Below are 25,930 nucleotides of genomic sequence, written 5' to 3'. Positions count from 1 at the left end.
GAAACAAAACACTGTATAAATAACCAGACCTAAAGCCTGGGAGCGGCCTTCATGCTGGTGCACCTGTCCGTACATAACTACGCCATCGTTGAACATCTCGATCTTGAACTGGATCGGGGAATGAGCGTGATCACAGGGGAAACCGGCGCCGGCAAGTCGATCATGCTCGACGCCCTGGGCCTGACCCTCGGCGATCGCGCCGACAGCGGCGTGGTCCGCCCCGGCGCAGACAAGGCCGACATCCTGGCCACCTTTGACCTGGTCGACATCCCGGAAGCCAGCGCCTGGCTCGCCGAGCGCGACCTCGAGAACGATGGCCCGTGCATCTTGCGCCGGGTCATCACCGCCGAAGGGCGTTCCCGCGGCTACATCAACGGCACGCCCTGCCCGCTGGGCGATCTCAAGGCCCTGGGTGAGCTGCTGATCGATATCCACAGCCAGCACGAACACCAGTCCCTGCTAAAGACCGACACCCACCGCCGCCTGCTCGACGAGTACGCCGGTGCCACGGACCTCGCCCGCCAGGTGCATCTGGCGGCCCAGCGCTGGCGCCAGACTCACCAGGAGCTTGAGCGACTGTCCAACTCCGGCGATGAGCAGCGCGCTCGCCATCAGTTGCTCAGCTACCAGCTTGAAGAACTGGAAAACCTTGGCCTGGGCGACAACGAACTGGAAGAACTGGAACAGGAACACAAGAACCTGACAAACGCGGAAACCTTGCTGGGTATCTGCCGGCAAGTGGTCGAACAATGCAGCGAGAGCGATTCCGGCAATGTCCTCAACGCCCTGACGGCAAGCCTGAACCGCCTGTCGAGCGTGAACAGCTCGATTGGCGCGCTGGGCGAAGCCAGCAGCCTGCTGACCAGCGCGCAGATCCAGGTTGAAGAGGCCGTGGGTGAGCTGAACCGCTTCCTGGATAACTTCGACGCAGACCCGGCGCGCCTTCAATACCTGGAAGAACGCCTCGATGCGATCTATACCATGGCGCGCAAACACCGCATCCAGCCGACCGAAGTCGCCGAGATGCAGCAGCGCTTGCTGGATGAAATCGAAACCCTGAACGCCAACGATGAGTCCATCGAGCGACTGAGCGATGAGCTGGCGTCCTATGCCCGTCATTATCAGGAGAAGGCTCGGGAGTTAAGCGACCTGCGCCACCAGGCCTCCAGCAGCCTGGCCAGCGCGGTGGAACAGGAGATCCAGCGCTTGGGCATGCCCGGCGGGCGGTTTGCCATCGAGCTGCGACCGAACAACAGCAATGAATTGCTCCCGAACGGGCTTGAGCAGGTAGAACTGCTGGTCAGCGCGAACCCGGGGCAGCCTTTGAAAGCGCTGGCGAAGGTGGCATCGGGCGGCGAACTGTCGCGAATCAGCCTGGCCATCCAGGTCATCACCGCGCAAACCTCCCGCGTTCCGACCCTGGTGTTCGACGAAGTGGACGTGGGCATCGGTGGCCCCACCGCGGAAATCGTCGGCCAGTTGCTGCGTCGTCTCGGCGAGCGCGGCCAAGTCCTGACCGTCACGCACTTGCCCCAGGTAGCGGCGCAGGGCCATCAGCATTTATTTGTGCACAAAGTTCGCGGCGCGGATGCCACTCGCACGGCCGTCTCCAAACTGAGCAAGAACGATCGCGTCGAAGAAGTGGCCCGGATGCTGGGCGGCATCGACCTGACCAAGGAATCCCTGGCTCACGCCAAGAAAATGGTCGTCACCGCAAAAATCTAAAGCGAACTGTAGGAGCTGCTGCAGGCTGCGATCTTTTGATCTTGCTTTTATAAGGTCAAAAGATCGCAGCCTGCGGCAGCTCCTACAGGCCTATCCAAACCTGCACAAGCAGCAGAAAGCACGAAGGCGACCCTGGGGTCGCCTTCGTTCGTTTCACGAACCGTGGGTTCGCGCGACATGCTTACTTTTTCTTGCGCACGTACAGCACAAGATTGTGATCAACCATCTCGAAGCCATACTTGTCGACGATGGCTTTCTGCAGGCGCTCGATTTCTTCGTCGAAGAATTCGATCACTTCGCTGGTTTCGACGTTGACCATATGGTCGTGATGCTTGCCGTCGTCCAGTTCGAAGACCGCGTGGCCTCCGTCGAAGTTGTGCCGCACCACAAGTCCAGCTGCCTCGAACTGGGTCAGTACACGGTAAACCGTGGCCAGACCGACGTCCTCGCCAGCCTCCATCAATGCCTTGTAGACATCCTCGGCACTCATGTGGCGCTGCTCGGCAGAGTCGAGCATTTGCAGAATCTTGACCCGTGGCAGGGTCACTTTGAGGCCGGCTTTGCGTAGTTCGCTATTTTCAACCATGGTCAGCTTTCTCGCGATGCTGCTTCGCAGCTTCTCTTAATGCGGGTATGATCGGCGTTTACGTTGTCCCAGCCAAGATAGTGGAAGTCGCCCACCGATGCAAAACACCAAGCTCTTGCTAACCAGTTTCACCTTTGTGGGACTGCTCGCACTCGCCGGTTGTTCATTCCCCGGGGTTTACAAAATCGACATCCAGCAGGGCAATGTCGTCACGCAGGACATGATAGACCAGTTACGCCCGGGAATGACCCGAAAGCAAGTACGGTTTATCATGGGCAACCCTCTGCTGACTGATACGTTCCATGCCGATCGCTGGGATTACTTGTATAGCCTGCAACCGGGTGGCGGTGAACGCCAACAGGAACGCATTAGCGTTATCTTCAACCCAAATGACCAGCTTGTCAGCCTTTCTGGCGACTTCATGCCCGGCATGAGCCGCGACGAAGCCATTCTGGGCAAGGACAGCGCCCCTGCCGTCACTGCGCCGGCAGAGAACGTCGAACAGCCGAAACCGGAAAAACCGGTCAAGCCAGGTTCGTTGCTCGATCAGATCCAGAAGGAAGTGGACGGTGTCGAAACCGTACCCGTTCCGACTCCAGAACCTCTGGAAACCTCGCCGCAATAATTTGCGACGTAAAAAAACCCGGCATGTCCGGGTTTTTTAATGCCTGGCATTTACCCGGCTCACTGATTTCGCGCTTTAGCCTCGGCAGCCTTGGCCGCACGTAGTCGACGCACCTCCTTCGGATCCGCCAGCAATGGCCGGTAAATCTCGATGCGATCCCCCGGTTGCACCGGGCGACTGTCGGGATGGACGACCACCTTGCCGAAAATCCCCACCGGGCACTGCGACAGTTCCAGCTCCGGAAAAGCTTGAGCAATACCGGACTTCAGCAATGCGGCGCGAACGGATGTGCCTGCCGGCACCTTCACCGGCAAGAGCACCTGGCGATCAACGGCGGCATAGACCACCTCGACCTCTATCATCGCCTCAACCATGCATTTGCTTGGCGCGCTGGCAGAACGCGTCCACCAGCGTATTGGCCGCCTGATTGAACAACGGCCCCAGGGTCGCGCGAATGATCGGGCCTGCGTAATCGAACGACAGGTCCAGGCTGATCTTGCAGGCTTTCTCGCCCAACGGCTTGAACACCCACACACCATGCAACTGAGTGAACGGCCCCTCTTCGAGATTCATCTCGATCGATTGGCCGGGCACCAGGGTGTTGCGCGTCACGAAATGCTGGCTGAGCCCGCCCTTGGCCACGCCAACGCTGGCTCGCATATGCTCGGCGGAGCTTTCCAGGACTTCGGCCGTTGAACACCAGGGCAGGAATTCCGGATACCGCGCCACGTCGTTGACCAGGTCATACAGCGCTTGCGCGGGGTACGGCAGCAAGGCCGAACGTGAAATGTGTGTCGTCATGTCAGCGTCACTTCCAGAGCTGGGCGGCAAACACTACGAGAATGCCGATGGGCGCCACATAGCGCATCAAGAACAAGGACAGGGCAAACAACATCGGGTTACGCATCGACAGTTCATCACGCACTGCGTCACGCCCCATTACCCAGCCTGCAAATACCACGAAACACAATCCACCCAGCGGCAGCATGATTCGCGAGGTGAAGAAATCGATCACGCCGAAGAAATCCAGGCCGCCCGCCGCACCCCATTGATAGAGGTGAAACAGCCCGCCTTCGTTCACGAAAAACTTGGCCTCCTTCCAGATATTGAAGGAAAACACGGTGCCCAGACCGACAAACCAGCAGGTAAACGCCAGCCAGAAGGTGACCCAGGCGCGACTGATCTTCGAGCGCTCGACCAAATAAGCCACCATGGGTTCGAGCAAGGATATGGCCGAACTCCAGGCTGCAATCGCGACCAGCACGAAGAACACTACGCCCATCAACTGGCCAAACGCTACGTTACCAAAGGCAAATGGCAGGCTGACAAACATCAGGCCAGGGCCTTCGCTCGGGTTCAAGCCGCCAGCAAACACAATCGGAAACAATGCCAGGCCGGCCACCAGGGACACGAAGGTATCCAGCAGCGCCACACCGACGACGGTCCCGGAAATCGACGAATGCTTGGGCATGTAGGCGCCGTAGATCATGATCGAACCGACCCCGACACTCAGGGAAAAGAACGCGTGCCCCATGGCCGGCAGCAAGCCGTCGAGGACTTTTTCCGGGTGGAAGTCGAACATGAAATGTACGCCCTCCATGAAATGCCCGGTGGTCATGCTGTAGCCCAGCAACACGAGGATCATCACGAACAGCAGCGGCATCATGATCCGCAGGCTGCGCTCAAGCCCCGCCACCACGCCCTTGGCGATGACTATCGCCGATAGCAGCATGAAAATCGTGTGCCAAAGTGTCAGGCGCCATGGATCGGCGATCACGTTGCCAAAGTACGCCCCCACCTGATCGGCCGTCGCGCCCTGGAAGTCGCCACGCCCCATGTCGATGATGTAGTCCAGCGACCAGCCGCCGACCACACTATAGAAAGACAGGATCAGCAACGCCGTGATCATTCCGGCAAACGCGCCCCAGGACCACTTGCCCGAATGCCCCGCTTCCAGCGCCAGCACCTTCAAGGCGTTGGCCGGGCTCTGCCGGGCGCGCCGGCCGATCAGGGTTTCGGCGAGCATGACCGGCACACCGATCAATGCGATACAGGCCAGGAACATCAGCACGAAGGCCCCGCCGCCATAGACCCCGACCATGTAGGGGAATTTCCAGATACTACCCAGGCCCACGGCCGAACCGGTCGCGGCGAGTATGAAGACCCAGCGGCTAGCCCAACTGCCGTGGACAGAAACCTTGTCTGTCGACATCGTTATTACGACCAAGCGTTCAAAAAAGAGGCCGCATTGTCCGGGATTCAATCAACCTGCTCAAGCACGCAGCAATCCCGTAGCCGACTCGCGCGCAACTCCCTATAATGCCGCCCCTATGGCTAAACAGAAGAAACACCCAACAGGGACCATCGCGCAAAATAAAAAGGCGCGACACGATTACTTCATCGAACATCGGTTCGAGGCTGGTCTGGTCCTGGCCGGCTGGGAAGTAAAAAGTCTGCGGGCAAGCAAGTTGCAACTGGTTGACAGTTACGTACTGCTCAAGGATGGCGAAGCCTGGCTGCTCGGCAGCCACATCACGCCCCTGACGACCGCCAGCACCCACGTCATCGCCGATCCGGTGCGCACGCGAAAATTGCTGCTCAACCGGCGCGAGCTGGAAAAGCTTGCCGCCGCCGTGCAGCAAAAAGGCTACGCCTGCGTGTGCCTGTCCTGGTACTGGAGCAAGCACATGGTCAAGTGCGAGATCGCTCTGGGCAAGGGCAAGAAGGAATACGACAAGCGCGATACCGAGCGCGAACGCGACGCCGGGCGCGAATTGCAGCGTGCGGTGCGCAACAAGGGCAAGGAAGATTAGTCTTTGCCCTGAGACCGCTTTCGCGAGCAAGCCCGCTCCCACAATGGATTTGTGAACGACACAAAACAAATGTGGGAGCGGGCTTGCTCGCGAATGCAATCGCAAAAACGACACAAAACCGTCTGACTACATCCCCTTGCGCCGCTCCGCCCGAGCCACGCGCTGTACTTCCTGACGCACCTCCTCCAGCACCTCCTGCACATACAGGATGTGTCGACTGGAGACTTCCCGCGCCTGTTCCGCCCTGCCTTCGATAATCGCCTGATACAACTCCCGGTGCTGGGTAATCAGCATGTCGCGGGTTTCGGAGCGCTGCTTGTACATGCCGCCGATGTTCGTCACTACGTTACGCTTGAGCAGATCGAACAGGCCACGAATGGTGTGCAGCAACACCGCGTTATGACTGGCTTCGGCAATCGCCAGATGGAAACTTGCATCCGCCGCGCCCTCTTCCGCCCGACTGACTTCATCGTGGCGCGAATAGCAGTCCTGCAATTGATTGAACGCCGCGGTCAGTCGCTCGCGGTCAACGTCGGTGGCGCGCAACGCCGCGTAATAGGCGCAAGACGCCTCCAGCGTGTGGCGAAACTCCAGCAGATCGCGCTGGGCTTCGGGGTTGCTTTCCAGCAGATGCAACAGGGGATCACTGAAGGTCGTGCCCAGGGATTCGACCACGTAATTGCCGCCGCCCTGACGACTGACCAACAGGCCCTTGGCGGTCAGTTTCTGAATGGCTTCGCGTAACGATGGACGAGAAACGCCAAATTGCTCGGCTAACGCGCGTTCGGCCGGCAAGCGCTCACCCGCCTTCAGCGTGCCCTCGAGGATCATCCCCTCGAGCTGCTCGACAATATCGTCAGACAAACGGCGCTGCCGAATCTGATCAAACGCCATAACTCATTTTCTCCAACAACCCGACGGTGCGCCGGGGCTCTATTCTGGCCTATCCATACGGCGCAGGCACCTGCCACGCGAGCATTTCCCGAACAGGCCAGATCCTGCGCAAAACCCTGCCTACGACAAAAGTTTTAGGGCGGCAAATTGACACACCGCCTACAAGGCTTTTACCCTAGCCAACAGCGATTGTAAATTGGTATTACCAATTAACCAAGAACGCTGATCAGTGCCTGACCAACAACAATTAGGGGCCACCCCATATGCAAACCTGGCAACAGCTCTACAGCCCGCTCGGCAGCCTCGGCCTGTCCGCACTCGCAGCCGTCATTCCCATCGTGTTTTTCTTCCTGGCCCTGGCCGTGTTCCGTCTCAAAGGACACGTGGCCGGCAGCATCACCCTCGCCTTGTCAATCCTGGTGGCGATCCTTGCCTTCAAGATGCCCGTGGACATGGCGCTCGCCGCCGCCGGGTATGGCTTTGCCTATGGCCTGTGGCCGATCGCCTGGATCATCGTGGCGGCGGTATTCCTCTACAAACTGACGGTCAAGAGTGGCCAGTTCGAAGTGATCCGCAGCTCAGTGCTGTCGATCACCGACGACCAGCGCCTGCAAGTGTTGCTGATCGGCTTCTGCTTCGGTGCGTTCCTCGAAGGCGCGGCCGGTTTCGGCGCACCGGTGGCGATCACCGCGGCGCTGCTCGTAGGGCTGGGCTTCAACCCGCTGTACGCCGCGGGCCTGTGCCTGATCGCAAACACCGCGCCAGTGGCCTTCGGGGCCCTCGGTATTCCGATCATCGTCGCCGGGCAAGTGACCGGCATCGACGCCTTCAAGATCGGCGCCATGACCGGTCGCCAGCTGCCGCTGCTGTCGCTGTTCGTGCCGTTCTGGCTGGTGTTCATGATGGATGGCCTGCGTGGCGTCCGTGAAACCTGGCCGGCAGCGCTAGTCGCAGGTTTGAGCTTCGCCGTGACCCAATACTTCACCTCCAACTTCATCGGCCCGGAACTGCCGGACATCACGTCGGCCCTGGCCAGCCTGATTTCCCTGACCCTGTTCCTCAAGGTCTGGCAGCCCAAACGCGCCGCCGGCCAGCACATCGTCGGTGCCGTGTCGGCTTCCGTGGTCAGCGCCAGCGCCGGTGGCTTCGGCCAGAAACGCACTACCGTAGCTTCGCCTTACAGCCTGGGGGAAATTTTCAAAGCCTGGTCGCCGTTCCTGATCCTGACCGTGCTGGTGACCATCTGGACCCTCAAGCCGTTCAAGGCGATGTTTGCCGCTGGTGGCTCGATGTACAGCTTCGTGTTCAACTTCGCCATTCCGCACCTGGATCAGCTGGTGATCAAGGTCGCGCCGATCGTGGCCGCGCCGACCGCCCTCCCGGCCGTGTTCAAGCTTGACCCGATTTCCGCCACCGGCACCGCGATCTTCTTCTCGGCGCTGATCTCGATGCTGGTCCTGAAGATCAATATCAAAACTGGTCTGACCACTTTGAAAGAGACCTTCTACGAACTGCGCTGGCCGATCCTGTCCATCGGCATGGTGCTGGCCTTTGCGTTCGTCACCAACTACTCGGGCATGTCCTCGACCATGGCCCTGGTCCTCGCCGGCACGGGCGCTGCCTTCCCGTTCTTCTCACCGTTCCTCGGCTGGCTGGGCGTGTTCCTGACCGGCTCCGATACCTCGTCCAACGCGCTGTTCAGTTCGTTGCAGGCAACCACCGCCCACCAGATCGGCGTCAACGACACCTTGCTGGTGGCAGCGAACACCAGCGGCGGCGTGACCGGCAAGATGATCTCGCCACAATCGATCGCCGTGGCCTGCGCCGCGACTGGCCTGGTGGGCAAGGAATCGGACCTGTTCCGCTTCACCCTCAAGCACAGCCTGTTCTTTGCAACGATTGTCGGCCTGATCACCCTGGCCCAGGCCTACTGGCTCACCGGCATGCTGGTGCACTGAGTACTACAGGCGACAAGGAAAAAACCGACGCCGGGCCACAACCCCGGCGTCAGCTATTCACCACCCGGTCTGCAAGGCTGCTGAAAGAATCTCTGTCTATATTCAGCGGCCTCAGCGGACGGATAACCGGGCCCACCCGGAGACACGCCTGATGAGCGAGCTTTTTTACAACGCTGTGCCGAATGCGACCCGCGTCGCCCCGCCACTGCCCGAGCCTCGGCAATATCCCAGCGAAAAACCGCAACGGGTGTACCTGTTCGGCACCTGCGTAGTGGATCTGTTCTACCCGCAAGCCGGAATGGACGCGATCCACTTGCTGGAACGCGAAGGCATCCGTGTCGAGTACCCGCAAGGGCAAAGCTGCTGCGGGCAACCGGCCTACACCTCGGGTTACACCGAGCAGGCCAGGACCGTGGCGCGCTCGCAACTGGCGCTGTTCGCCGGGGATTATCCGGTGGTGGTGCCTTCGGGTTCCTGCGCGGGCATGTTGCGCGAACACTATGCCGACTTGTTCAAGGATGAGCCGGAGACGTTGAAACAGGTCCAGGGCCTGGCTGCCAGGACTTATGAGCTGGCGGAGTTCCTGTTATTTGTCTGCAAAGTGCAGTTCAAGGACAGTGGCACGCCGGTGAAGGTAGCGCTGCACACCTCGTGTTCGGCCCGCCGGGAAATGAACACCCACCTGCACGGCCGCGAACTGTTGGCGCAACTGGGCAACGTGGAACGAGTCGAGCACAGTCACGAAAGCGAATGCTGTGGCTTCGGTGGGACTTTCAGCGTCCGAATGCCAGACATTTCCGGGGCGATGGTGGCCGACAAGACCCGCTCGCTGAAGGAATCCGGCGCGCACCAGGTACTCAGTGCCGATTGCGGTTGCCTGATGAATATCAACGGCTCGCTGGAGAAACAGAAAGAAGCGTTGCGCGGCCAACACCTGGCCAGTTTCCTCTGGCAGCGTACCGGGGGTGCCCAATGAGCGCCGCCGAGATTATTCCTACGGTCGCCGTAGAAGAAGACTTCCGCAACCGGGCTCACGAGGCCTTGGGTGATGCGCAGTTGCGAGGCAACTTCCGCAAGGCGATGGATTCACTGATGACCAAACGGGCCGCGGCGTTCAGCGATGCCCATGAAAGAGAACACCTGCGCGCGCTGGGCAATGCTGTCCGCGCCCGAGCTTTATCGAAGTTGCCCGACCTGCTCGAGCAACTTGAACGAAACCTGACCCGCAACGGTGTGACAGTGCACTGGGCGGAAACGGTGGACGAAGCCAATGGCATCGTCCTCTCGATCATCCGCGCTCACGAGGGGCGGCAAGTGATCAAGGGCAAATCGATGGTCAGCGAAGAAATGGAGATGAACCACGTCCTCGCTGAACAGGGCATTGAATGCCTGGAATCGGACATGGGCGAGTACATCGTCCAGCTCGACCACGAGAAGCCTTCACACATAATCATGCCGGCGATCCACAAGAATGCCGGTCAGGTCGCGTCCTTGTTCCACGACAAACTTGGCGTGGAATACACCAAGGACGTTGACCAACTCATTCAGATCGGTCGCAGGGTCCTGCGGCAGAAATTCTTCGAAGCGGACATCGGCGTCTCCGGCGTCAACTTCGCCGTGGCCGAGACCGGCACCCTGCTGCTGGTGGAAAACGAAGGCAACGGTCGCATGACCACCACGGTGCCACCGGTGCACATCGCCGTCACCGGCATCGAAAAAGTCGTGGAGAACCTGCGCGACGTGGTGCCGCTGCTGTCGTTGCTGACCCGCTCGGCCCTGGGCATCCCGATCACCACCTACGTCAACATGATCTCCGGCCCGCGCAAGGCGCATGAGCTCGACGGCCCTCAGGAAGTTCACCTGGTATTGCTCGACAATGGTCGCAGCCAGGCCTTTGCCGACAGCGAACTGCGCCAGACCCTGAACTGCATCCGTTGCGGCGCCTGCATGAATCATTGCCCGGTCTACACTCGAATCGGCGGCCATGCCTACGGCGAGGTCTACCCCGGCCCTATCGGAAAAATCATCACCCCGCACATGGTTGGCCTGGCGAAAGTCCCGGACCACCCCAGTGCCTCTTCGTTGTGCGGTGCCTGCGGTGAGGTGTGCCCGGTAAAGATTCCGATTCCTTCACTGCTGCGTCGCCTGCGGGAAGAAAACGTCAAGGCGCCCGACAGCCCTCATCAAGTGATGCGCGGCCAGGGCAGCAAGTACTCGCGCAAGGAGCGGTTCATCTGGAACGCCTGGGCCAGGCTCAACAGCTCGCCGACGCTGTATCGCCTGTTCGTCCTGGCGGCGACTCGCCTGCGCGCCCTGACGCCAAGGAATGTCGGCCCGTGGACGCAAAACCACAGCGCGCCAAAACCCGCTGCCCGCTCACTGCATGACATGGCCCGCGAGCATCTGGCCAAACAGGGAGACCGTTGATGAGCGCCAAGCAAAACATCCTCGCCAAATTGCGCAAGAGTCTGACAGGCACCACACCAGTGGCTGACAACTTCGATGTCGATCTGGTGACCCAGCCCTACACTTACACCCCGGAACAACGCATCCCGCAGCTGCGCAAACTGATGGAAGCGGTGCACACGGAAATCCATCTGACGTCTGGCGAAGACTGGCCGGCGTTGTTGGCGAAACTGCTGCAGGAGCGCCAACTGCCCAGCCTGTTGATCGCCCCGACTACGCCGCATGGGCAACGTGTCACGCAGCACTGGGCGACAAATCCCGAGCTGCCAACACTCAAGGCCTACAACCGTCCGGTTGAAGAATGGAAAGCCGAACTGTTCAACGACACCCCGGCGAGCCTGACCACCACCCTTGGCGCAATCGCCGCCACGGGCAGCCTGATTATCTGGCCGACGCGGGAAGAACCGCGCCTGATGAGCCTGGCGCCCCCGGTGCATTTCGCCCTGCTCAAGGCCAGTGAAATCCGCGACAATTTCTATCAGGTACAACAGGAATTCGAATGGGCCCAGGGCATGCCGACCAATGCCTTGCTCGTGTCCGGCCCGTCGAAAACCGCTGACATCGAGCAAGTCCTGGCCTACGGCGCCCACGGTCCGAAAGACCTGGTGGTGCTGATCCTGGAGGACCAATGAGTCTACCAGCCGCTTTCCTGCGCGATGCGCAGCAACTGATTCCCCAGGAACGACGTTTCGACGATCCGCTGTCGACGCTGGCCTTCGGCACCGATGCCAGCTTCTATCGCCTGATTCCACAACTGGTGATTCGCGTCGAGTCCGAAGAGGAAGTGGTGGCGCTGCTCAAACTGGCGCAACGCGATCGGGTGCCGGTGACCTTCCGCGCCGCCGGCACCAGTCTGTCCGGGCAAGCCATCAGCGATTCGGTGTTGATCGTGCTGGGGGATAACTGGAACGGTCGCGAGATCCGTGGCCAGGGCACACAAATCCGCCTGCAACCGGGGGTGATCGGCGCGCAGGCCAATGCCTGGCTGGCACCGTTCGGGCGCAAGATCGGCCCGGACCCGGCCTCGATCAACGCCTGCAAAATCGGCGGCATCGTTGCCAACAATGCCAGCGGCATGTGCTGCGGCACGGCACAAAACACCTATCACACCCTGGCCGGCATTCGCCTGGTGCTGGCCGACGGCAGCCGTCTCGATACCGAAGATGCTGCGAGTGTCGCGGCGTTTCGCGCCAGTCATGGCACCCTGCTGGAGCGTCTCGCGACCTTGGGCCGCGAGACCCGCGCCAATGCCGATCTGGCTGCGAAAATTCGCCACAAATACCGTCTGAAAAATACCACCGGCCTGTCACTCAACGCCCTGGTGGATTACGACGAGCCTGTGGATATCTTGAGCCACTTGCTGGTGGGCTCCGAAGGCACCCTCGGTTTCATCAGCGCGGTGACTTACGACACAGTCATCGATCACCCGAACAAAGCTTCGGCGCTGATCGTATTCCCGGATGTGGAAACCTGCTGCAACGCCGTCACCGTGCTGAAAAGCCAACCGGTGTCAGCGGTAGAGCTGCTGGACCGGCGCAGCCTGCGTTCGGTGCAGAACAAGCCGGGCATGCCCGCTTTCGTACAACAGCTGTCGAACAATGCCTGCGCCCTGCTGATCGAATCCCGCGCCGCATCGTCCTCGTTGCTGCAGGAACAACTGGCGCAGATCATGGCGTCGCTGTCCTCGTTCCCGGTAGAGAAACAAGTCGACTTCACCGAAGACCCGCTGGAAAACGCCCGGCTCTGGGCGATCCGCAAGGACACCTTCCCCGCCGTCGGCGCGGTGCGCAAAACCGGGACCACGGTGATTATCGAGGACGTGACCTTCCCGGTGGAACAACTGGCCATCGGCGTGAACCGACTGATCGAGTTGTTCGACAAACATCACTACGACGAAGCGATCCTTTTCGGACATGCACTGGAAGGCAATCTGCACTTCGTCTTCACCCAAGGCTTCAACAACCCGGAAGAAGTCGCACGCTATCAGGCGTTCATGGACGACGTGGCGCAACTGGTGGCGGTCGAGTTCGGCGGTTCACTGAAGGCCGAGCACGGCACCGGGCGCAACATGGCGCCCTTCGTCGAACTGGAATGGGGCAGCGACGCCTATCAGTTGATGTGGCAGCTCAAGCGCCTGCTCGATCCCAACGGCATACTCAATCCGGACGTGGTTCTCAGCGAAGACCCGCAGATCCACCTCAAGCACTTGAAACCCTTACCCGCCGCCGACGAGATTGTGGATAAGTGCATCGAATGCGGCTTCTGCGAACCGGTCTGCCCGTCCAAAGGACTGACCTTGAGCCCGCGCCAGCGCATCGTCATCTGGCGGGACATCCAGGCGAAGAAACGCGCCGGGGTCGATACCCGCGAACTTGAAGCGGCCTTCGAATACCAGGGCATCGATACCTGCGCGGCCACCGGTCTTTGTGCCCAGCGTTGCCCTGTGGGAATCAACACCGGCGAGCTGGTGAAAAAGCTTCGCGGCCTACACGCATCTCATACGAAAACCGCCAACTGGCTTGAAGGCAATTTCGCCACGGCGCTGCAAGGTGCGCGTTTCACCCTGCACGTGGCCAATGGCGCACGGATGTTGCTGGGTGCGCCACGCCTGGCCAGGTTGTCAGCGACCTTGACGCGCTTGTCCAAAGGTCAGGTCCCGCAATGGACCAACGCCATGCCGCAGCCGGAAAAAGCCATTCGCTTCAGCCCGACGGTGACCGACGAACGCCCGCGCGTGGTGTACCTGGCCGCGTGCGTCTCACGCGCGATGGGGCCGGCGGCGGGCGACAAGGAACAGATGTCGCTGTACGACAAGACCCGCGGCCTGCTGGAAAAAGCCGGTTACCAGGTGGTCTTCCCGGACAACCTGGACAACCTCTGCTGCGGCCAGCCGTTCGCCTCCAAGGGTTATGCCGAACAGGCCGAACACAAACGCCAGGAACTGATCGGCGCTTTGCTCCACGCCAGCCGTGGCGGACTCGACCCGATCTACTGCGACACCAGCCCCTGCACCTTGCGCCTGACCCAGGACCTGGGCGATGTGCGCCTGGACCTGTACGACCCGGTGCGCTTCATTCGTACGCACCTGATGGATCGACTGGACTTCACGCCGCAGGAAGCGCCCATCGCGGTGCATGTCACCTGCAGCACCCAGCACCTTGGCGAAAGCCAGGCGCTGATCGATCTGGCGCGCAAATGCAGCAACCACGTGGTCATCCCCGAAGGCATTCACTGCTGCGGATTTGCCGGCGACAAGGGCTTCACCACCCCCGAGCTGAACGCCCATTCGCTGCGCACGTTGAAGGATGCCGTGCAGTATTGCAGCGAAGGCATCTCCACCAGCCGCACCTGCGAAATCGGCTTGAGCCAGCATGGCGGAATCGATTATCACAGCCTGGTGTACCTGGTAGACCGCGTAACCCAAGCGCGCCCCACCCTGTAGGAGCAAGCTTGCTCGCGATGGACGTCAACGATAACGCGTGCTGTCTGGATAAACTCGTTACCCCAAGATCCATCGCGAGCTCGCTCCTACAAATTCTTACCCCACAAAATCGCAAAAAAAAACCGAATTCCTGCGCGCGGCTATAGTCATTTAGCTAGGCCCTCTAATCGGGCTTATAACCACCTCGGCTGGCAGCCCGATTCACCGGCAGCACCGAGCCCTCATGCGCAAGGAGATACCCATGAAGCACTCTGCAATGGCTGGATTGTTCATTTCTGCTGCACTGTTGGCATCGCCGGTGTTCGCAGCGGACGAAAATCTTTGTGACGGGAACATTGCCAAACTGAAGAACGCCATCACCACCGCGCCTGCCGTATCCGAGAGCTCCATGGATAACGCAAAAACTGCGCTGGAGGATGCGGAAAAGGCCAAGGCAGCCGGTAACGAGAAGGACTGCATCGAGATCTCCAGTCAGATGCTTGAGAAAATTCAGCAGCGCAGCCCTACGAAAAAGTGATCACAGACAAGGCCAACCTTCGGGTTGGCCTTCCGTGCCACATTGGCGTAGACTACACAGGCTTGTTGCTCATCGGATTCACGAGCAATGAGTTCGGGGCCGTTTAGGATTCGACGCCGGTTGCGAAACTTTAGGTGCATGCCGAGTTGGTAACAGAACTCGTAAATCCACTGTTGCAACTACTTATAGTTGCCAATGACGAAAACTACGGCCAGGAATTCGCTCTCGCTGCGTAAGCAGCCTTAGCCCTGAGCTTCTGGTACCTTCGGGTCCAGCAATCACCAGGGGATGTCTGTAAACCCAAAGTGATTGTCATATAGAACAGAATCGCCGTGCAGTACGTTGTGGACGAAGCGGCTAAAACTTACACAACTCGCCCAAAGCACCCTGCCCGTCGGGTCGCTGAGGGTTAACTTAATAGACACGGCTACGCATGTAGTACCGACAGCGGAGTACTGGCGGACGGGGGTTCAAATCCCCCCGGCTCCACCACTTCATCATCTAAAGACGTCCACGGACGTCTTTTTTTGTGCCTGAAATCCAGTAAATACAGGGGTTTCAGCGCTTATGGGGGCTTTACAGGGTTTCTGAGTTCCAGGCGCTTTGGTATCCCAGGTGGTATCCCGGACGGCCAAATGCTATTTTCAGGATACCAAAACGGTGCTGGAGGTAGCCCCCATGCCTACTAACGCAACCCGCCTCTCCGATCGCCAGCTCAAGGCAGTCAAGGCAACTGGTAAAGACTTCGTCCTCAGCGACGGCGACGGCCTGCAGCTTCGAGTACGCGCCAGCGGCTCGATGATGTGGAATTTCAATTATCGCGAGCCGTTGACCAGAAGCCGTCTTAATATGGCGCTCGGTCCATACCCCGACCTCTCATTAGCGAATGCTCGGAAGAAAGCAGTCGAGGCGCGAGAGCTACTTGCTCAAGGCATTGATCCCAAAGCCCAGCGCGATGAGCAAAGGCAAGCCAGGCTGGCTGAGACCGAACACACCTTCGAGAAGATAGCCACCGCCTGGTTCGAACTGAAGAAAGACTCAGTGACGCCAGCGTATGCCGAGGACATTTGGCGTTCACTCACGCTGCATGTTTTTCCGAGCATGAAATCGACGCCGCTTTCTGAAGTCAGTGCTCCTATGGTGATCAAGCTCCTTCGCCCGATTGAGGCCAAAGGCAGCCTCGAAACAGTGAAGCGGCTGAGCCAACGACTCAACGAGATCATGACTTACGGGGTGAACTCCGGACTGATTTTCGCTAACCCTCTCAGCGGCATTCGGGCGGTCTTCAAGAAGCCCAAGAAAGAGAACATGGCCGCGCTACGACCCGAAGAGCTACCCGAGCTCATGATCGAAATCGCGAACGCCAGCATCAAGCGAATCACCCGCTGCCTGATCGAATGGCAACTGCACACCATGACCCGTCCTGCCGAAGCGGCTACCACCCGATGGGTAGACATCGACTTTGACAAACGCATCTGGACCATCCCGCCGGAGCGTATGAAAAAGCGTCGTCCGCACACCATCCCGCTGACCGAACAGGCACTCGCGTTACTGGAGACGCTCAAGCCCCACAGCGGCCACAGGGAATACGTGTTCCCGGCAGATAGAAACCCGCGCACCCACGCCAATAGCCAGACCGCCAACATGGCGTTGAAACGCATGGGCTTCCAGGACCGCTTGGTCAGCCACGGCATGCGCTCCATGGCCAGCACCATCCTGAACGAGCATGGGTGGGATCCGGAGCTGATCGAAGTCGCGCTGGCGCATGTCGACAAGGACGAAGTCCGAAGCGCTTACAACCGAGCTGACTATATCGAGCGCCGGCGTCCGATGATGGCTTGGTGGAGTGAGCACATCCAGAAAGCGGCCACTGGCAACCTGTCGGCATCTGCGATCAATCAAACCAGGGACCACAACGTGGTGCCGATACGGTGAGCGCTCACCGGACGCCACCAGTAACCGAGAATGACTCCCCAGATGGAGTGATTGTTGATTTGGCGACAGCGGCGACACCGGCGACAACCCGCGTAATACCTGGTTTGCAGCATGGCGACAGAAGTGGCGACTGTCGCCGTTGCAAGCCTCCCTCTTGGGGCTTTCTCGGCCAAGCCCACGCGAGCGGGAAGGCTCCGCATTCCCACTCGCGCGGGCTCACATTAAAACCGACGAACGACAACCCGACCATGGAAAGCTACCGGCCTCCAAGGTCTTCCAGCGCTACCGATTGGCTCAACAGTCGCCCCCAAAATACTGTTGACCGCGAGCAGAACGAGCGCTAAACCAGAACCGTACAAGCGCTGTCCTCGACAGCACCCAGGTAGCCAGAACCTTTGAGGCTACGCCACATCGTGGTGGTTCACCCCAAGTGCGATTAGCGTCCGGCGGCTCGCACAGTCACAGCGATGTGATGGATGCCACTTCTTCCAGAATGCCCACTGCGGCAACTCATGCCCCCTCCTGGCTGCTCTGCAGCAACTTATCCGCTTGGCTATTTCTTGCGCCAACCTTTTGCCCGTCTCTTTGCCCCCTAAAGAGACGGGCGCATATCACACTGCTGCAGCCCTGTTCGCACGGGCCTTTGCGGCTTTCCCCCTCGTGACAATCGGCGTGACAAACACCGAATGCTCACTCGCCACAGCGATGCCGATGATGGTACCGCAGCCCATGAAATGGACTGCACCTGACTGACAGTCAGGCATGCCCCAGTCATCGCATCACTGCCTTCACCCGACTCAGGATCTCGCGACACCGGTCTCGTCAGCCAGTGCAGCCTCCACCCGCCCACCGCTATCGGTGTTCAGGAGGCCAGATCATGAGATGCCCAAGCTCCCGGCCGTAAGGAGCCGTCAGTCCCGCGTTAGTGGACAAACCTCACAGGTCGCAGGGGCCTTGATCCCTGATAACACTCAACAACCGCGGCGGGATGAGTGAGGACGAAATCGATAATCTCAGGAGAATTCGATGCAACTGTGCGAAGCGTTCGAGCCCCCACAACCCTTGCTGGAGTACCAGCAGGCGCCACTGCCCTACCCGGTCGAAGCACTCGGGGATCTGTTGGGCCCTGCGGTCGAGCGACTGGCCGAGGTGATCGGCGTGCCCTGCGCCATGGCTGCACAGTCGGTGCTGGCTACCACTGCCTTGGTGAGCCAGGGCCACGCCAATGCCCAACTCGACGGTCGAACCTATCCGCTGTCCCTCTACCTACTAACGGTGGCGTCCTCGGGGGATCGCAAAAGCGCGGTGGATCACCTGGCATTAAGGGCAGCGCGCGACTGGGAGCGGCAACAGTGGACCCTGTATGCGGAAAAGCTTAAAGCCTATCGCGCCGCTACCAGCATCATGGCCAAACCCAAAACCTCAAAGAAGCATGCGGAGGCGGAAGGCGGTGAACTATCCGAGCCGGTACCGCCGAGACTGATCATTGCCGAGCCCACCATTGAGGCCCTGGTCAAAAGTCTGTGCCATGGCTTGCCCAGCATGGGCTTGTTCAATGATGAAGGTGGACAGTTCTTGGGCAGCAGCACCATGAGCAAAGAGAATCTGCTCAAGGCGATCACCACCTTGTCGACACTGTGGGATGGCAGCCCTATCGACCGGGCCCGCTCTATGGCCGGAGAAAGCCTGCGCGCCTATGACCGCCGCCTCAGCCTGCATCTGATGCTGCAGCCCTACCTGGCCAACCAGCTGTTCAAAGACCCGGTGATCAATGGCCAAGGCATCCTCGGCCGATGCCTGATCAGTTGGCCCGAGCGCCTGGCCGGCCAGCGACTTTACAAGGCGATCGACCTGAGCCGAGATGCCAAAGTCCAGCGCTACCAACAGCGAATCACCGCCCTGCTGCAAAAGCCCTGGTCGCTTCACAAGGATGGGTCACTCAATCCTGTCGCGCTGGAGCTGACTCCCCGTGCCCGTCGTGCCTGGATAGATATTCACGACACCATCGAGTGCCAGTCTGGCGAGTTCGGCGAGCTGGCCGGCGTCCAGCCTGTCGCGGGCAAGGCCGCGGCGAATGTACTGCGCATCGCGGGCGTGCTGGCCATGGTTGAAGAGGCCAGTGTGTTGGACGAAGCACACATCCAGCGCGCCTCCACGTTGATGGATTACTACCTGGCCGAGATCCAGCGCCTGACCGAACAGGCGCCGATCAATAGCCGATGCGAAGAGGCGGATCGACTGCTGCGCTGGCTGGTGCAGAAAGGCTGGACTCGCTTCACCATTCGCGACGTCAATCGTAACGGCCCTCGTTTTGCCCGCAAGAGCGCTGACCATACTGCCTCTTTATTGGTCGTGCTGATCACTCATCGCTGGCTGAGCAGCCGCGACGGGAAAACTTTCGAGGTCCGCCATGTTTCGCCTCAATGACGCGGTGCGCCGCTACCAAACGCAACATCGACCACAGCCAGAATCGCGGAGTGTCGCCGCCTCTGTCGCCGCCTCTGTCGCCACCCTGTCGCCACGCGCCAGGCCAGAAACGACGCGGGTTGTCGCCACTGTCGCCGCTGTCGCCACACCACCATTTGAGCCTGCCAACCTCGCCCTTCTGATCGAGCAACTGCGCGAAGAAGGGGCACTGCTGCAACACCAGGAGAACGCCCTCCTGATCCGCCCAACACACTGGCAGCAACTGGACAGGCTCAGCCCCCACTGGAAAGCCTTGCTGCTCTTTCTGCAAACAAACGAAAACGGTGAAGATGATGACTCTGGTCGGTCGGCGTGAGGGTCGCAACTTTGGCTACGGACGCCAGCTGAGCTACGCCGGCCCACAAGCGCTCAAAGATCTGTTTGCCGGCGGCCACTTTGCCACGGTCAAAGCGCATAGCGATCGCTGGCAAGCGTTCGTGCGTTGGTGTCGGTCAGAGGACGGCCCCGGCTACAACGATGCGCGTCAGATCGATCGACAGACGCTGCAAGATTACGCCGCGTACCTGCGCCAGCAGATCCAGCAAGGTGAACTCTGCATCGCGACCGCGCAGAACCGCCTGAGCAGCGTCAACCGCACCCTCGCCGCACTGCGTGGTGATCAGGATGTGAGGATCGCAAGCCCGAGTCAGGCGTTGGGCCAGCAGCGCTCAAGCGTTCGCACCCGCGCGCCGGATGGCCAAGACCACCAACAGGTGCGGCGAGTACTCGAGGCGCTAGGCAAACAGCGACACGAACGGGTGGCGGCGATTGTCCTGTTGGCCCGAACAACCGGTATGCGCCTGCGCGAAGCGATCCTGGCTGACCTGCCACGACTACACCGCGAAGCCGAACACTTAGGCCGCATCAACATCCAGGACGGCACCAAAGGCGGCCGCTCAGGGGCTTCAGCGCAGCGGTGGGTTGTGGCCAATGAAGCGGTGAAGGCGGCGCTGCAGTTGGCTCGCCATGCGTCGCCACCCCATAGCCGCAACTTGCTGGCCCGCGACGAAAGCTACGCCGCGCTCCTGCAACAGACCGTGCTCCCCGCCCGCGAAATACTGCATGAACAAGGGCTGAAGGGCTTTCATGAACTGCGAGCGGCCTACGCCTGCGAGCGTTACGAGCAGCTCACAGGCCATGCCGCCCCGGTCAATGGTGGCCACTGCTATCGCATTGACCACGACCTCGATCAACAGGCGCGCCAACAGATCAGCCTTGAGCTCGGGCATAACCGAGTCGATGTGGTTTCGGCCTACATTGGAGGCCGAGCGTGAGCAAACCCTTCGATATGGCGCTGTTCCTGAGTGGCGTACTGACCGGCTCGAAGGTCACGCAGCAACGACACCTACGGCAAGCCCGAGCCATGCAAGCGGCCATTCAACAGCGATGGCAGCGAGACAATCCCTGGACCTGGCAGCTCAAGCATGTGCGCTGGTTTCTCACTCAGCACCTGAAAGGCCACTCCGATGCCACCCGGTATTACTATCGGCTCACCGCTCTATTGGTCTGGAAACGATTAGGGAAATGACCGAGAAATGCTGAACGGTCACTCGAATAGTCGTAGGTAGGCAGCCCCCCACTTGACCGCCCTCATTCCACCTTAGCATGCACATTCTCTTGCAAAATGAACCTGCTCGAAGCACACCGCTGCACCAGCAAAAAAATGAGCCGATACAAGTCATTAGATCTGGATGCGGTTTATTGGCCAGTCACCGCTGGCACTGGTCACATCTGCATCTACTGACGCTGCTTGCGCTAGTCGCGCGCTCCCCAGCTCGTCTCGCCAAAACCCTAGTTTTGAAGGATGGCTTTCCAAACACTAAAAACACAGTTAATGTAATAATAACCACAAAATAAATAGCTTACTCTACATGAATAATTGGCTGACACTGATTCTCGGTTTACCCACTGCTAATGCCACCGAGCGCATGCGAGCCTGGCGCGCGCTGAAAGCTACAGGTGCGGCGGTTTTGCGCGATGGGGCCTATCTGTTGCCTGATAACGGTGTCTGCCGTGAAGCGCTGGCGTCTGTCGAACGCGACATCCTTGCCATCAACGGCACCGCTTATATCCTGCCTGTCGTCGATCCTCACGGTGAGCGCTTTGTCGAGCTGTTCGACCGTAGCGAGAACTACAACAAGCTGCGCACTGAGATCGAAGAGTGCCGTGGGCAGCTCAACGCTGAAAATGCGCTGGCTACAACCAAACAGATCCGCAAGCTGCGCAAAGCCTACGATCAACTGGCCAGCATCGATTACTTTCCAGGTAAGCCGAAGCAGCAGATTGATTCGGCTTTGCAGGAGCTAGAGACGGCGGTCAGCAGAGCCCTGTCTCCGGATGAGCCACACAGCCGCAACCAACCAATAACGGCACTCAATCTTGGCGATTATCAGGGTCGAGTCTGGGCAACACGCAAGCGTCCCTGGGTCGACCGGCTGGCCTGTGCCTGGCTGATAAGCCGCTTCATTGATCCCCAAGCCCAGATCCTCTGGCTCAACAGCCCAATAGACTGTCCAGCCGATGCCTTGGGTTTTGATTTCGATGAGGCGACCTTCAGCCATGTCGGCAACCGGGTGACCTTCGAAACCCTGCAAGCCAGTTTTGAACTTCAAGAGCCCGGCCTGAACCGCATCGCGGCCTTGGTGCACTACCTCGATATCGGGGGCATTCAACCTGTGGAGGCTGCCGGCATCGAGCGCGTGCTGGCAGGATTGCGCGAAACCATTACTCATGACGACCACCTGTTGGCCGCTGCAAGCGCCATCTTCGACGGCCTGCTCGCAGCGTTTGTGAAAGAGGAACAACCCAATGAGTAAGGTTTCCCCATCTGTCATTGAAGAGGATCTGCCAAGACCTGAGGCGATCAGTTTGCGTGAGGCATTTTGGTTCTGGCTGAAGTTGGGATTCATTAGCTTTGGCGGGCCCGCAGGGCAGATCTCGATCATGCATCAGGAGCTAGTCGAGCGGCGGCGCTGGATTTCGGAACGGCGATTTCTACACGCCCTGAACTATTGCATGCTGTTGCCCGGGCCGGAGGCTCAGCAGCTAGCAACCTATATCGGCTGGCTGATGCATCGAACCTGGGGCGGGGTGATCGCCGGAGTGCTGTTTGTGCTGCCCTCATTGTTCATCCTGATTGCCTTGTCCTGGATGTACATCGCCTTCGGTGAAGTACCGGTGGTGGCCGGGCTCTTCTATGGCATCAAGCCCGCCGTGACGGCCATCGTCGTGCAGGCCGCCCATCGAATCGGCTCGCGCGCGCTGAAGAACAACTGGCTGTGGGCCATGGCGGCGGCGTCGTTTACCGCGATCTTCGCCTTCAATGTCCCGTTCCCGCTGATCGTGCTGGGTGCAGCACTGATCGGTTATATGGGAGGAAGGCTGGCTCCAGAGAAATTCAGGGCCGGGGGCCATAGCGCCGCCAAAAAGTCATTCGGCCCGGCCTTGATCGATGACGACACCCCATCTCCCGAGCATGCCCGCTTTAGCTGGCTGAAACTGGCGCTGCTGGCGCTCATCGGCGCAGCGCTGTGGGCGTTGCCGATGGGTGCGCTGACTGCGCTCTATGGCTGGCACGGCACCCTGACCCAGATGGGCTGGTTCTTTACCAAGGCCGCATTGCTGACGTTCGGCGGCGCCTATGCCGTGCTGCCCTACGTGTATCAGGGCGCAGTCGGCCACTATGGCTGGTTGACTCCGACCCAGATGATCGATGGCCTGGCCCTGGGGGAAACCACGCCCGGGCCACTGATCATGGTGGTGGCTTTCGTCGGCTTTGTTGGGGCTTATGTCTCGCAGGTGTTCGGCGCCGATCAAGTGTTTCTGGCCGGTGCCATCGCGGCCAGCCTGGTGACCTGGTTCACCTTCCTGCCTTCGTTCCTGTTCATTCTCGCCGGCGGCCCGCTGGTGGAGTCGACCCACAACGAACTCAAGTTCACTGCGCCGCTGACAGGGATTACCGCCGCCGTGGTGGGGGTGATCCTCAACCTGGCGTGTTTCTTTGGCTACCACGTGCTGTGGCCAACAGGTTTCAGCGGCAGTCTCGACTGGCCTTCCGCGCTGATTGCAATCGCCGCGGCAGTCGCCTTGTTCCGCTTCAAGCGCGGCGTGATTCAGGTACTGATGGCCTGTGCGCTTATCGGCTTGGCAGTGCATCTGCTGCGCTAGAGCACGCGGACTGACTGACAATCTCTGGCGGGCACTGGGCCTGCCAGACCACCAGCCTACTGAGTTAGGCAGGAGGTGTTCCATGAGGTGGATTACCCGCGAACGACCCAAGATCGACCGTATCGCCTGTCCCTGGTTGATCACCCGCTTTATTGATCCTCAGGCCGAGTTTCTATACGTGCCCAGCGCTGATGTGCTGCGGATTGCAGCAGAGAGAAACGCGGCGCCCTACGACATTCCCGGTGTCGAGCTGACCCACGACGGCGAGTTGTGCAGCTTCGATGCCTTCCTGAAAAAGTACCAGCTCAGCGAGCCTGCCTTGCAGCATCTGGCCAGGATCGTGCGAGGGGCTGATACCTCCCGGCTGGATCTGACACCACAATCGGCGGGGTTGTACGCGATTTCACTGGGCCTGTCGCAGCGTTTTACCGACGACCATGAAATGCTCGCGCACGGCCTGATCCTGTACGACGCGCTCTATGCCTGGTGCAAGGATTGCCAGGGCGAATCGCATAATTGGCCTCCACAGATGTGAGGAGGCCCGCTCGTACCAAAGCCCAGCCTGACGCTGGGCTTTTACCATTTAGTGGCAGTGGTAATCGTTGGTCTTGTGGTTGCGATGACAACCTTTTGCATCAGTGCCACCGCTATGGGCGAAGGCAGCGACGGAAGTAATCGAGAGTACAGCGGCGATCAGAATGGCAGACAGTTTCATCAGGGCTTGCTCCATGCTCATGTTGTTATAGACGTGAGATCCCTCACATCTCGCAGAATATGGCCAATTGCCTTTATCGAGCAAGCAACTACCTCACTCATCTCCCGACCATTCGACGAAAGGCTGCGCGCCTATTTCTTGAGCTGCCACTGCCTCTGGTTTAGGATGACCTCATATCCCCCCTAGGGGGATATAGAATCACCTGCAAACGGAGAATTCGCCGCTCTCTTTCTTCAAGCAACATTCGACAACCAAGTGTTCACGCGCTCTGCCTTGTGAGATGCCCCATGCTGAGAATCCTCGCCAACCGAACCTACCGTCATCTCTTCCTCGCCCAAGTGATTGCATTGGTCGGTACAGGCCTTGCGACCGTCGCATTGGGACTGCTGGCCTTCGACCTTGCGGGAGCCCAAGCGGGTGCAGTCCTCGGTACAGCGTTGGCGATCAAAATGACGGCCTATATCGGCGTTGCGCCGATCGCCGCGGCTTTTGCAGAACGCCTGCCACGTAAGACTATGCTGGTCTCACTGGACTTGGTACGTGCTCTGGTCGCACTTGCCCTGCCGTTCGTGACGGAGGTCTGGCAGGTCTACGTACTGATTTTTGTCCTGCAATCAGCCTCGGCCGCATTCACCCCAACATTTCAAGCGACCATTCCGGACATACTGCCGGATGAGGACGACTACACTCGGGCCCTGTCCCTATCGCGCCTGGCGTACGATCTCGAGAGCGTCGCCAGCCCGATGCTCGCCGCCGCGTTGCTGACCGTGGTCAGCTTCCATAGTCTGTTCGCCGGCACGGTCATCGGCTTTCTCGCCTCGGCAGCTCTGGTCTCGACAGTCCTGCTGCCGAAGGCGAAGCAGACGCCACGGCGCAGTATTTACGAGCGAACTACCCGCGGCATGCGCATCTTCCTGGCAACGCCTCGCTTGCGCGGGCTGTTGGCGTTAAACCTGACGGTAGCGGCGGCCAGTGCCATGGTCATCGTCAATACGGTGGTGCTGGTCCAATCGCGCTTCGCGTTGCCTCAGAGCTCCACAGCACTGGCGCTGGCCGCGTTCGGCAGTGGCTCCATGATCGCAGCCCTGGTGTTGCCTCGTCTGTTGAAAGGCATCAAGGACCGAACGGCCATGCTGTTTGGCGGGGGGATACTGGTTGTCGGCCTGGCCATTGGCATCAACCTGACCACCTACAACTTCCTGCTACCTCTGTGGGTGGTGCTGGGCGTGGGCTATTCACTGGCCCAGACCCCGAGCGGTCGACTGTTGCGTCGCTCGGCGCACGCCGAGGACCGCCCGGCACTGTTTGCCGCCCAATTTGCCTTGTCCCACGCGTGCTGGTTGATTACCTACCCATTGGCGGGATGGCTGGGTGCCGACATCAGCCTGACTGCATCGTTTGTCGGGCTCGCCGTGGTAGCAGGTGGTGCATTGTTGGTCAGCATGGTGATCTGGCGTCCAGCGCATGACCAGGAATCAATCAAGCATACCCATGAGGACCTGCCGGACGATCACACTCACCTGAATGAGCACGGTGGCGCCGATCATCAGCATCCCTATGTCATCGATGACCAGCATCGGCGCTGGCCGAACAGGTAACCCACCAGCATCGATACTCAGCG

Annotated in this window: 24 protein-coding genes and 1 other RNA gene; 19 read left to right on the top strand and 6 right to left on the bottom strand. The window is 59.8% G+C overall.

Annotated elements, in window-relative coordinates:
* The first annotated feature begins 51 nt into the window (after positions 1–51).
* Entirely contained in the window at positions 52–1,725 is a 1,674-nt protein-coding gene (gene recN / locus ACM6I6_RS06960; protein WP_274074078.1) for a DNA repair protein RecN, read from the top strand.
* A gap of 181 nt (positions 1,726–1,906) precedes the next feature.
* On the opposite strand, the gene fur is transcribed toward recN, so the two are convergent.
* Complete coding sequence (gene fur, locus ACM6I6_RS06955) at positions 1,907–2,311, bottom strand: ferric iron uptake transcriptional regulator (RefSeq protein ID WP_003197684.1); 405 nt, start codon at positions 2,309–2,311, stop codon at positions 1,907–1,909.
* 97 nt (positions 2,312–2,408) lie between these two features.
* Here fur and ACM6I6_RS06950 point away from each other — a divergent pair, with 97 nt between their 5' ends.
* A complete protein-coding gene (locus tag ACM6I6_RS06950) occupies positions 2,409–2,936 on the top strand; it encodes an outer membrane protein assembly factor BamE (RefSeq protein ID WP_274074079.1) in 528 nt (175 codons plus the stop codon).
* A gap of 59 nt (positions 2,937–2,995) precedes the next feature.
* Here ACM6I6_RS06950 and ACM6I6_RS06945 read toward each other — a convergent pair whose 3' ends face one another.
* Genes ACM6I6_RS06945 through ACM6I6_RS06935 form a run of 3 tightly spaced genes read right to left on the bottom strand, consistent with a single transcriptional unit; the run spans position 2,996 to position 5,148 of the window.
* The gene (locus ACM6I6_RS06945) at positions 2,996–3,310 is read right to left on the bottom strand and encodes an RnfH family protein (RefSeq protein ID WP_274074080.1); all 315 of its coding nucleotides are present in this window, start codon (positions 3,308–3,310) and stop codon (positions 2,996–2,998) included.
* Positions 3,303–3,737, bottom strand: a complete 435-nt coding sequence (locus tag ACM6I6_RS06940; protein WP_274074081.1) for a type II toxin-antitoxin system RatA family toxin — start codon at positions 3,735–3,737, stop codon at positions 3,303–3,305. The genes ACM6I6_RS06945 and ACM6I6_RS06940 overlap by 8 nt, the downstream gene beginning before the upstream one ends.
* Positions 3,738–3,744: 7 nt before the next feature.
* Positions 3,745–5,148: a sodium-dependent transporter gene (locus ACM6I6_RS06935; protein WP_274074082.1), complete on the bottom strand. Its 1,404-nt coding sequence runs from the start codon at positions 5,146–5,148 to the stop codon at positions 3,745–3,747.
* Between the two features lie 118 nt (positions 5,149–5,266).
* Here ACM6I6_RS06935 and smpB point away from each other — a divergent pair, with 118 nt between their 5' ends.
* Positions 5,267–5,749, top strand: a complete 483-nt coding sequence (gene smpB / locus ACM6I6_RS06930; RefSeq protein ID WP_008057382.1) for an SsrA-binding protein SmpB — start codon at positions 5,267–5,269, stop codon at positions 5,747–5,749.
* A gap of 126 nt (positions 5,750–5,875) precedes the next feature.
* Here smpB and ACM6I6_RS06925 read toward each other — a convergent pair whose 3' ends face one another.
* Positions 5,876–6,643, bottom strand: a complete 768-nt coding sequence (locus tag ACM6I6_RS06925) for an FCD domain-containing protein (protein WP_274074083.1) — start codon at positions 6,641–6,643, stop codon at positions 5,876–5,878.
* A gap of 263 nt (positions 6,644–6,906) precedes the next feature.
* On the opposite strand from ACM6I6_RS06925, the gene ACM6I6_RS06920 reads away from it, so the two are divergent.
* The 15 genes from ACM6I6_RS06920 to ACM6I6_RS06850 all read left to right on the top strand — a co-directional run bounded on the left by ACM6I6_RS06920 (position 6,907) and on the right by ACM6I6_RS06850 (position 24,129).
* Positions 6,907–8,601, top strand: a complete 1,695-nt coding sequence (locus tag ACM6I6_RS06920) for a lactate permease LctP family transporter (protein ID WP_414919667.1) — start codon at positions 6,907–6,909, stop codon at positions 8,599–8,601.
* 151 nt (positions 8,602–8,752) lie between these two features.
* Positions 8,753–9,577: a (Fe-S)-binding protein gene (locus ACM6I6_RS06915; RefSeq protein WP_323605474.1), complete on the top strand. Its 825-nt coding sequence runs from the start codon at positions 8,753–8,755 to the stop codon at positions 9,575–9,577.
* Entirely contained in the window at positions 9,574–11,028 is a 1,455-nt protein-coding gene (locus ACM6I6_RS06910) for a LutB/LldF family L-lactate oxidation iron-sulfur protein (RefSeq protein ID WP_414919666.1), read from the top strand. The genes ACM6I6_RS06915 and ACM6I6_RS06910 overlap by 4 nt, the downstream gene beginning before the upstream one ends.
* A complete protein-coding gene (locus ACM6I6_RS06905) occupies positions 11,028–11,699 on the top strand; it encodes a LutC/YkgG family protein (protein WP_414919665.1) in 672 nt (223 codons plus the stop codon). The genes ACM6I6_RS06910 and ACM6I6_RS06905 overlap by 1 nt, the downstream gene beginning before the upstream one ends.
* Positions 11,696–14,509 (top strand): FAD-binding and (Fe-S)-binding domain-containing protein, encoded by a 2,814-nt coding sequence (locus ACM6I6_RS06900; protein ID WP_414919664.1) that lies wholly within the window; start codon positions 11,696–11,698, stop codon positions 14,507–14,509. The genes ACM6I6_RS06905 and ACM6I6_RS06900 overlap by 4 nt, the downstream gene beginning before the upstream one ends.
* Before the next feature lie 241 nt (positions 14,510–14,750).
* Positions 14,751–15,026 (top strand): hypothetical protein, encoded by a 276-nt coding sequence (locus ACM6I6_RS06895; protein ID WP_274074089.1) that lies wholly within the window; start codon positions 14,751–14,753, stop codon positions 15,024–15,026.
* 95 nt (positions 15,027–15,121) lie between these two features.
* Positions 15,122–15,518, top strand: a transfer-messenger RNA (tmRNA) gene (gene ssrA / locus ACM6I6_RS06890).
* A 186-nt stretch (positions 15,519–15,704) separates the two neighbouring features.
* A complete protein-coding gene (locus ACM6I6_RS06885) occupies positions 15,705–16,961 on the top strand; it encodes an integrase domain-containing protein (RefSeq protein ID WP_414919663.1) in 1,257 nt (418 codons plus the stop codon).
* Positions 16,962–17,987: 1,026 nt separating this feature from the next.
* Positions 17,988–19,388 carry a YfjI family protein gene (locus tag ACM6I6_RS06880; RefSeq protein WP_414919662.1) on the top strand — a complete coding sequence of 467 codons (1,401 nt, stop codon included), beginning with the start codon at positions 17,988–17,990 and terminating at the stop codon, positions 19,386–19,388.
* Complete coding sequence (locus tag ACM6I6_RS06875; RefSeq protein ID WP_414919661.1) at positions 19,372–19,743, top strand: hypothetical protein; 372 nt, start codon at positions 19,372–19,374, stop codon at positions 19,741–19,743. The genes ACM6I6_RS06880 and ACM6I6_RS06875 overlap by 17 nt, the downstream gene beginning before the upstream one ends.
* Positions 19,721–20,701 carry an integrase domain-containing protein gene (locus ACM6I6_RS06870; protein ID WP_414919660.1) on the top strand — a complete coding sequence of 327 codons (981 nt, stop codon included), beginning with the start codon at positions 19,721–19,723 and terminating at the stop codon, positions 20,699–20,701. The genes ACM6I6_RS06875 and ACM6I6_RS06870 overlap by 23 nt, the downstream gene beginning before the upstream one ends.
* Entirely contained in the window at positions 20,698–20,955 is a 258-nt protein-coding gene (locus ACM6I6_RS06865) for a hypothetical protein (protein WP_414919659.1), read from the top strand. Before ACM6I6_RS06870 ends, ACM6I6_RS06865 begins: the two co-directional genes overlap by 4 nt.
* Positions 20,956–21,298: 343 nt before the next feature.
* Entirely contained in the window at positions 21,299–22,243 is a 945-nt protein-coding gene (locus tag ACM6I6_RS06860; RefSeq protein ID WP_414919658.1) for a chromate resistance protein ChrB domain-containing protein, read from the top strand.
* Entirely contained in the window at positions 22,236–23,594 is a 1,359-nt protein-coding gene (gene chrA, locus ACM6I6_RS06855; RefSeq protein WP_414919657.1) for a chromate efflux transporter, read from the top strand. The genes ACM6I6_RS06860 and chrA overlap by 8 nt, the downstream gene beginning before the upstream one ends.
* A gap of 82 nt (positions 23,595–23,676) precedes the next feature.
* A complete protein-coding gene (locus tag ACM6I6_RS06850) occupies positions 23,677–24,129 on the top strand; it encodes a chromate resistance protein ChrB domain-containing protein (RefSeq protein WP_124373633.1) in 453 nt (150 codons plus the stop codon).
* A gap of 48 nt (positions 24,130–24,177) precedes the next feature.
* Here ACM6I6_RS06850 and ACM6I6_RS06845 read toward each other — a convergent pair whose 3' ends face one another.
* Positions 24,178–24,309, bottom strand: coding sequence for a YHYH domain-containing protein (locus ACM6I6_RS06845; protein ID WP_095052225.1), 132 nt, complete (start codon positions 24,307–24,309; stop codon positions 24,178–24,180).
* 287 nt (positions 24,310–24,596) lie between these two features.
* Here ACM6I6_RS06845 and ACM6I6_RS06840 point away from each other — a divergent pair, with 287 nt between their 5' ends.
* Positions 24,597–25,907, top strand: a complete 1,311-nt coding sequence (locus tag ACM6I6_RS06840) for an MFS transporter (RefSeq protein ID WP_414919656.1) — start codon at positions 24,597–24,599, stop codon at positions 25,905–25,907.
* Positions 25,908–25,930: the final 23 nt, after the last annotated feature.

It is taken from the genome of Pseudomonas sp. IT-P218 (assembly GCF_949767605.1).
GTDB classification, from domain to species: Bacteria; Pseudomonadota; Gammaproteobacteria; order Pseudomonadales; family Pseudomonadaceae; genus Aquipseudomonas; species Aquipseudomonas putida_AE.
This window is presented reverse-complemented; position numbering and strand designations above follow the sequence as displayed.

Bases quoted from the DNA above. Each gene is read 5' to 3' on its own strand.
- recN (WP_274074078.1), top strand. From the start codon at position 52: ATGCTGGTGCACCTGTCCGTACATAACTACGCCATCGTTGAACATCTC.
- fur (WP_003197684.1), bottom strand. From the start codon at position 2,311: ATGGTTGAAAATAGCGAACTACGCAAAGCCGGCCTCAAAGTGACCCTG.
- ACM6I6_RS06950 (WP_274074079.1), top strand. From the start codon at position 2,409: ATGCAAAACACCAAGCTCTTGCTAACCAGTTTCACCTTTGTGGGACTG.
- ACM6I6_RS06945 (WP_274074080.1), bottom strand. From the start codon at position 3,310: ATGGTTGAGGCGATGATAGAGGTCGAGGTGGTCTATGCCGCCGTTGAT.
- ACM6I6_RS06940 (WP_274074081.1), bottom strand. From the start codon at position 3,737: ATGACGACACACATTTCACGTTCGGCCTTGCTGCCGTACCCCGCGCAA.
- ACM6I6_RS06935 (WP_274074082.1), bottom strand. From the start codon at position 5,148: ATGTCGACAGACAAGGTTTCTGTCCACGGCAGTTGGGCTAGCCGCTGG.
- smpB (WP_008057382.1), top strand. From the start codon at position 5,267: ATGGCTAAACAGAAGAAACACCCAACAGGGACCATCGCGCAAAATAAA.
- ACM6I6_RS06925 (WP_274074083.1), bottom strand. From the start codon at position 6,643: ATGGCGTTTGATCAGATTCGGCAGCGCCGTTTGTCTGACGATATTGTC.
- ACM6I6_RS06920 (WP_414919667.1), top strand. From the start codon at position 6,907: ATGCAAACCTGGCAACAGCTCTACAGCCCGCTCGGCAGCCTCGGCCTG.
- ACM6I6_RS06915 (WP_323605474.1), top strand. From the start codon at position 8,753: ATGAGCGAGCTTTTTTACAACGCTGTGCCGAATGCGACCCGCGTCGCC.
- ACM6I6_RS06910 (WP_414919666.1), top strand. From the start codon at position 9,574: ATGAGCGCCGCCGAGATTATTCCTACGGTCGCCGTAGAAGAAGACTTC.
- ACM6I6_RS06905 (WP_414919665.1), top strand. From the start codon at position 11,028: ATGAGCGCCAAGCAAAACATCCTCGCCAAATTGCGCAAGAGTCTGACA.
- ACM6I6_RS06900 (WP_414919664.1), top strand. From the start codon at position 11,696: ATGAGTCTACCAGCCGCTTTCCTGCGCGATGCGCAGCAACTGATTCCC.
- ACM6I6_RS06895 (WP_274074089.1), top strand. From the start codon at position 14,751: ATGAAGCACTCTGCAATGGCTGGATTGTTCATTTCTGCTGCACTGTTG.
- ACM6I6_RS06885 (WP_414919663.1), top strand. From the start codon at position 15,705: ATGCCTACTAACGCAACCCGCCTCTCCGATCGCCAGCTCAAGGCAGTC.
- ACM6I6_RS06880 (WP_414919662.1), top strand. From the start codon at position 17,988: ATGCAACTGTGCGAAGCGTTCGAGCCCCCACAACCCTTGCTGGAGTAC.
- ACM6I6_RS06875 (WP_414919661.1), top strand. From the start codon at position 19,372: ATGTTTCGCCTCAATGACGCGGTGCGCCGCTACCAAACGCAACATCGA.
- ACM6I6_RS06870 (WP_414919660.1), top strand. From the start codon at position 19,721: ATGACTCTGGTCGGTCGGCGTGAGGGTCGCAACTTTGGCTACGGACGC.
- ACM6I6_RS06860 (WP_414919658.1), top strand. From the start codon at position 21,299: ATGAATAATTGGCTGACACTGATTCTCGGTTTACCCACTGCTAATGCC.
- chrA (WP_414919657.1), top strand. From the start codon at position 22,236: ATGAGTAAGGTTTCCCCATCTGTCATTGAAGAGGATCTGCCAAGACCT.
- ACM6I6_RS06850 (WP_124373633.1), top strand. From the start codon at position 23,677: ATGAGGTGGATTACCCGCGAACGACCCAAGATCGACCGTATCGCCTGT.
- ACM6I6_RS06845 (WP_095052225.1), bottom strand. From the start codon at position 24,309: ATGAAACTGTCTGCCATTCTGATCGCCGCTGTACTCTCGATTACTTCC.
- ACM6I6_RS06840 (WP_414919656.1), top strand. From the start codon at position 24,597: ATGCTGAGAATCCTCGCCAACCGAACCTACCGTCATCTCTTCCTCGCC.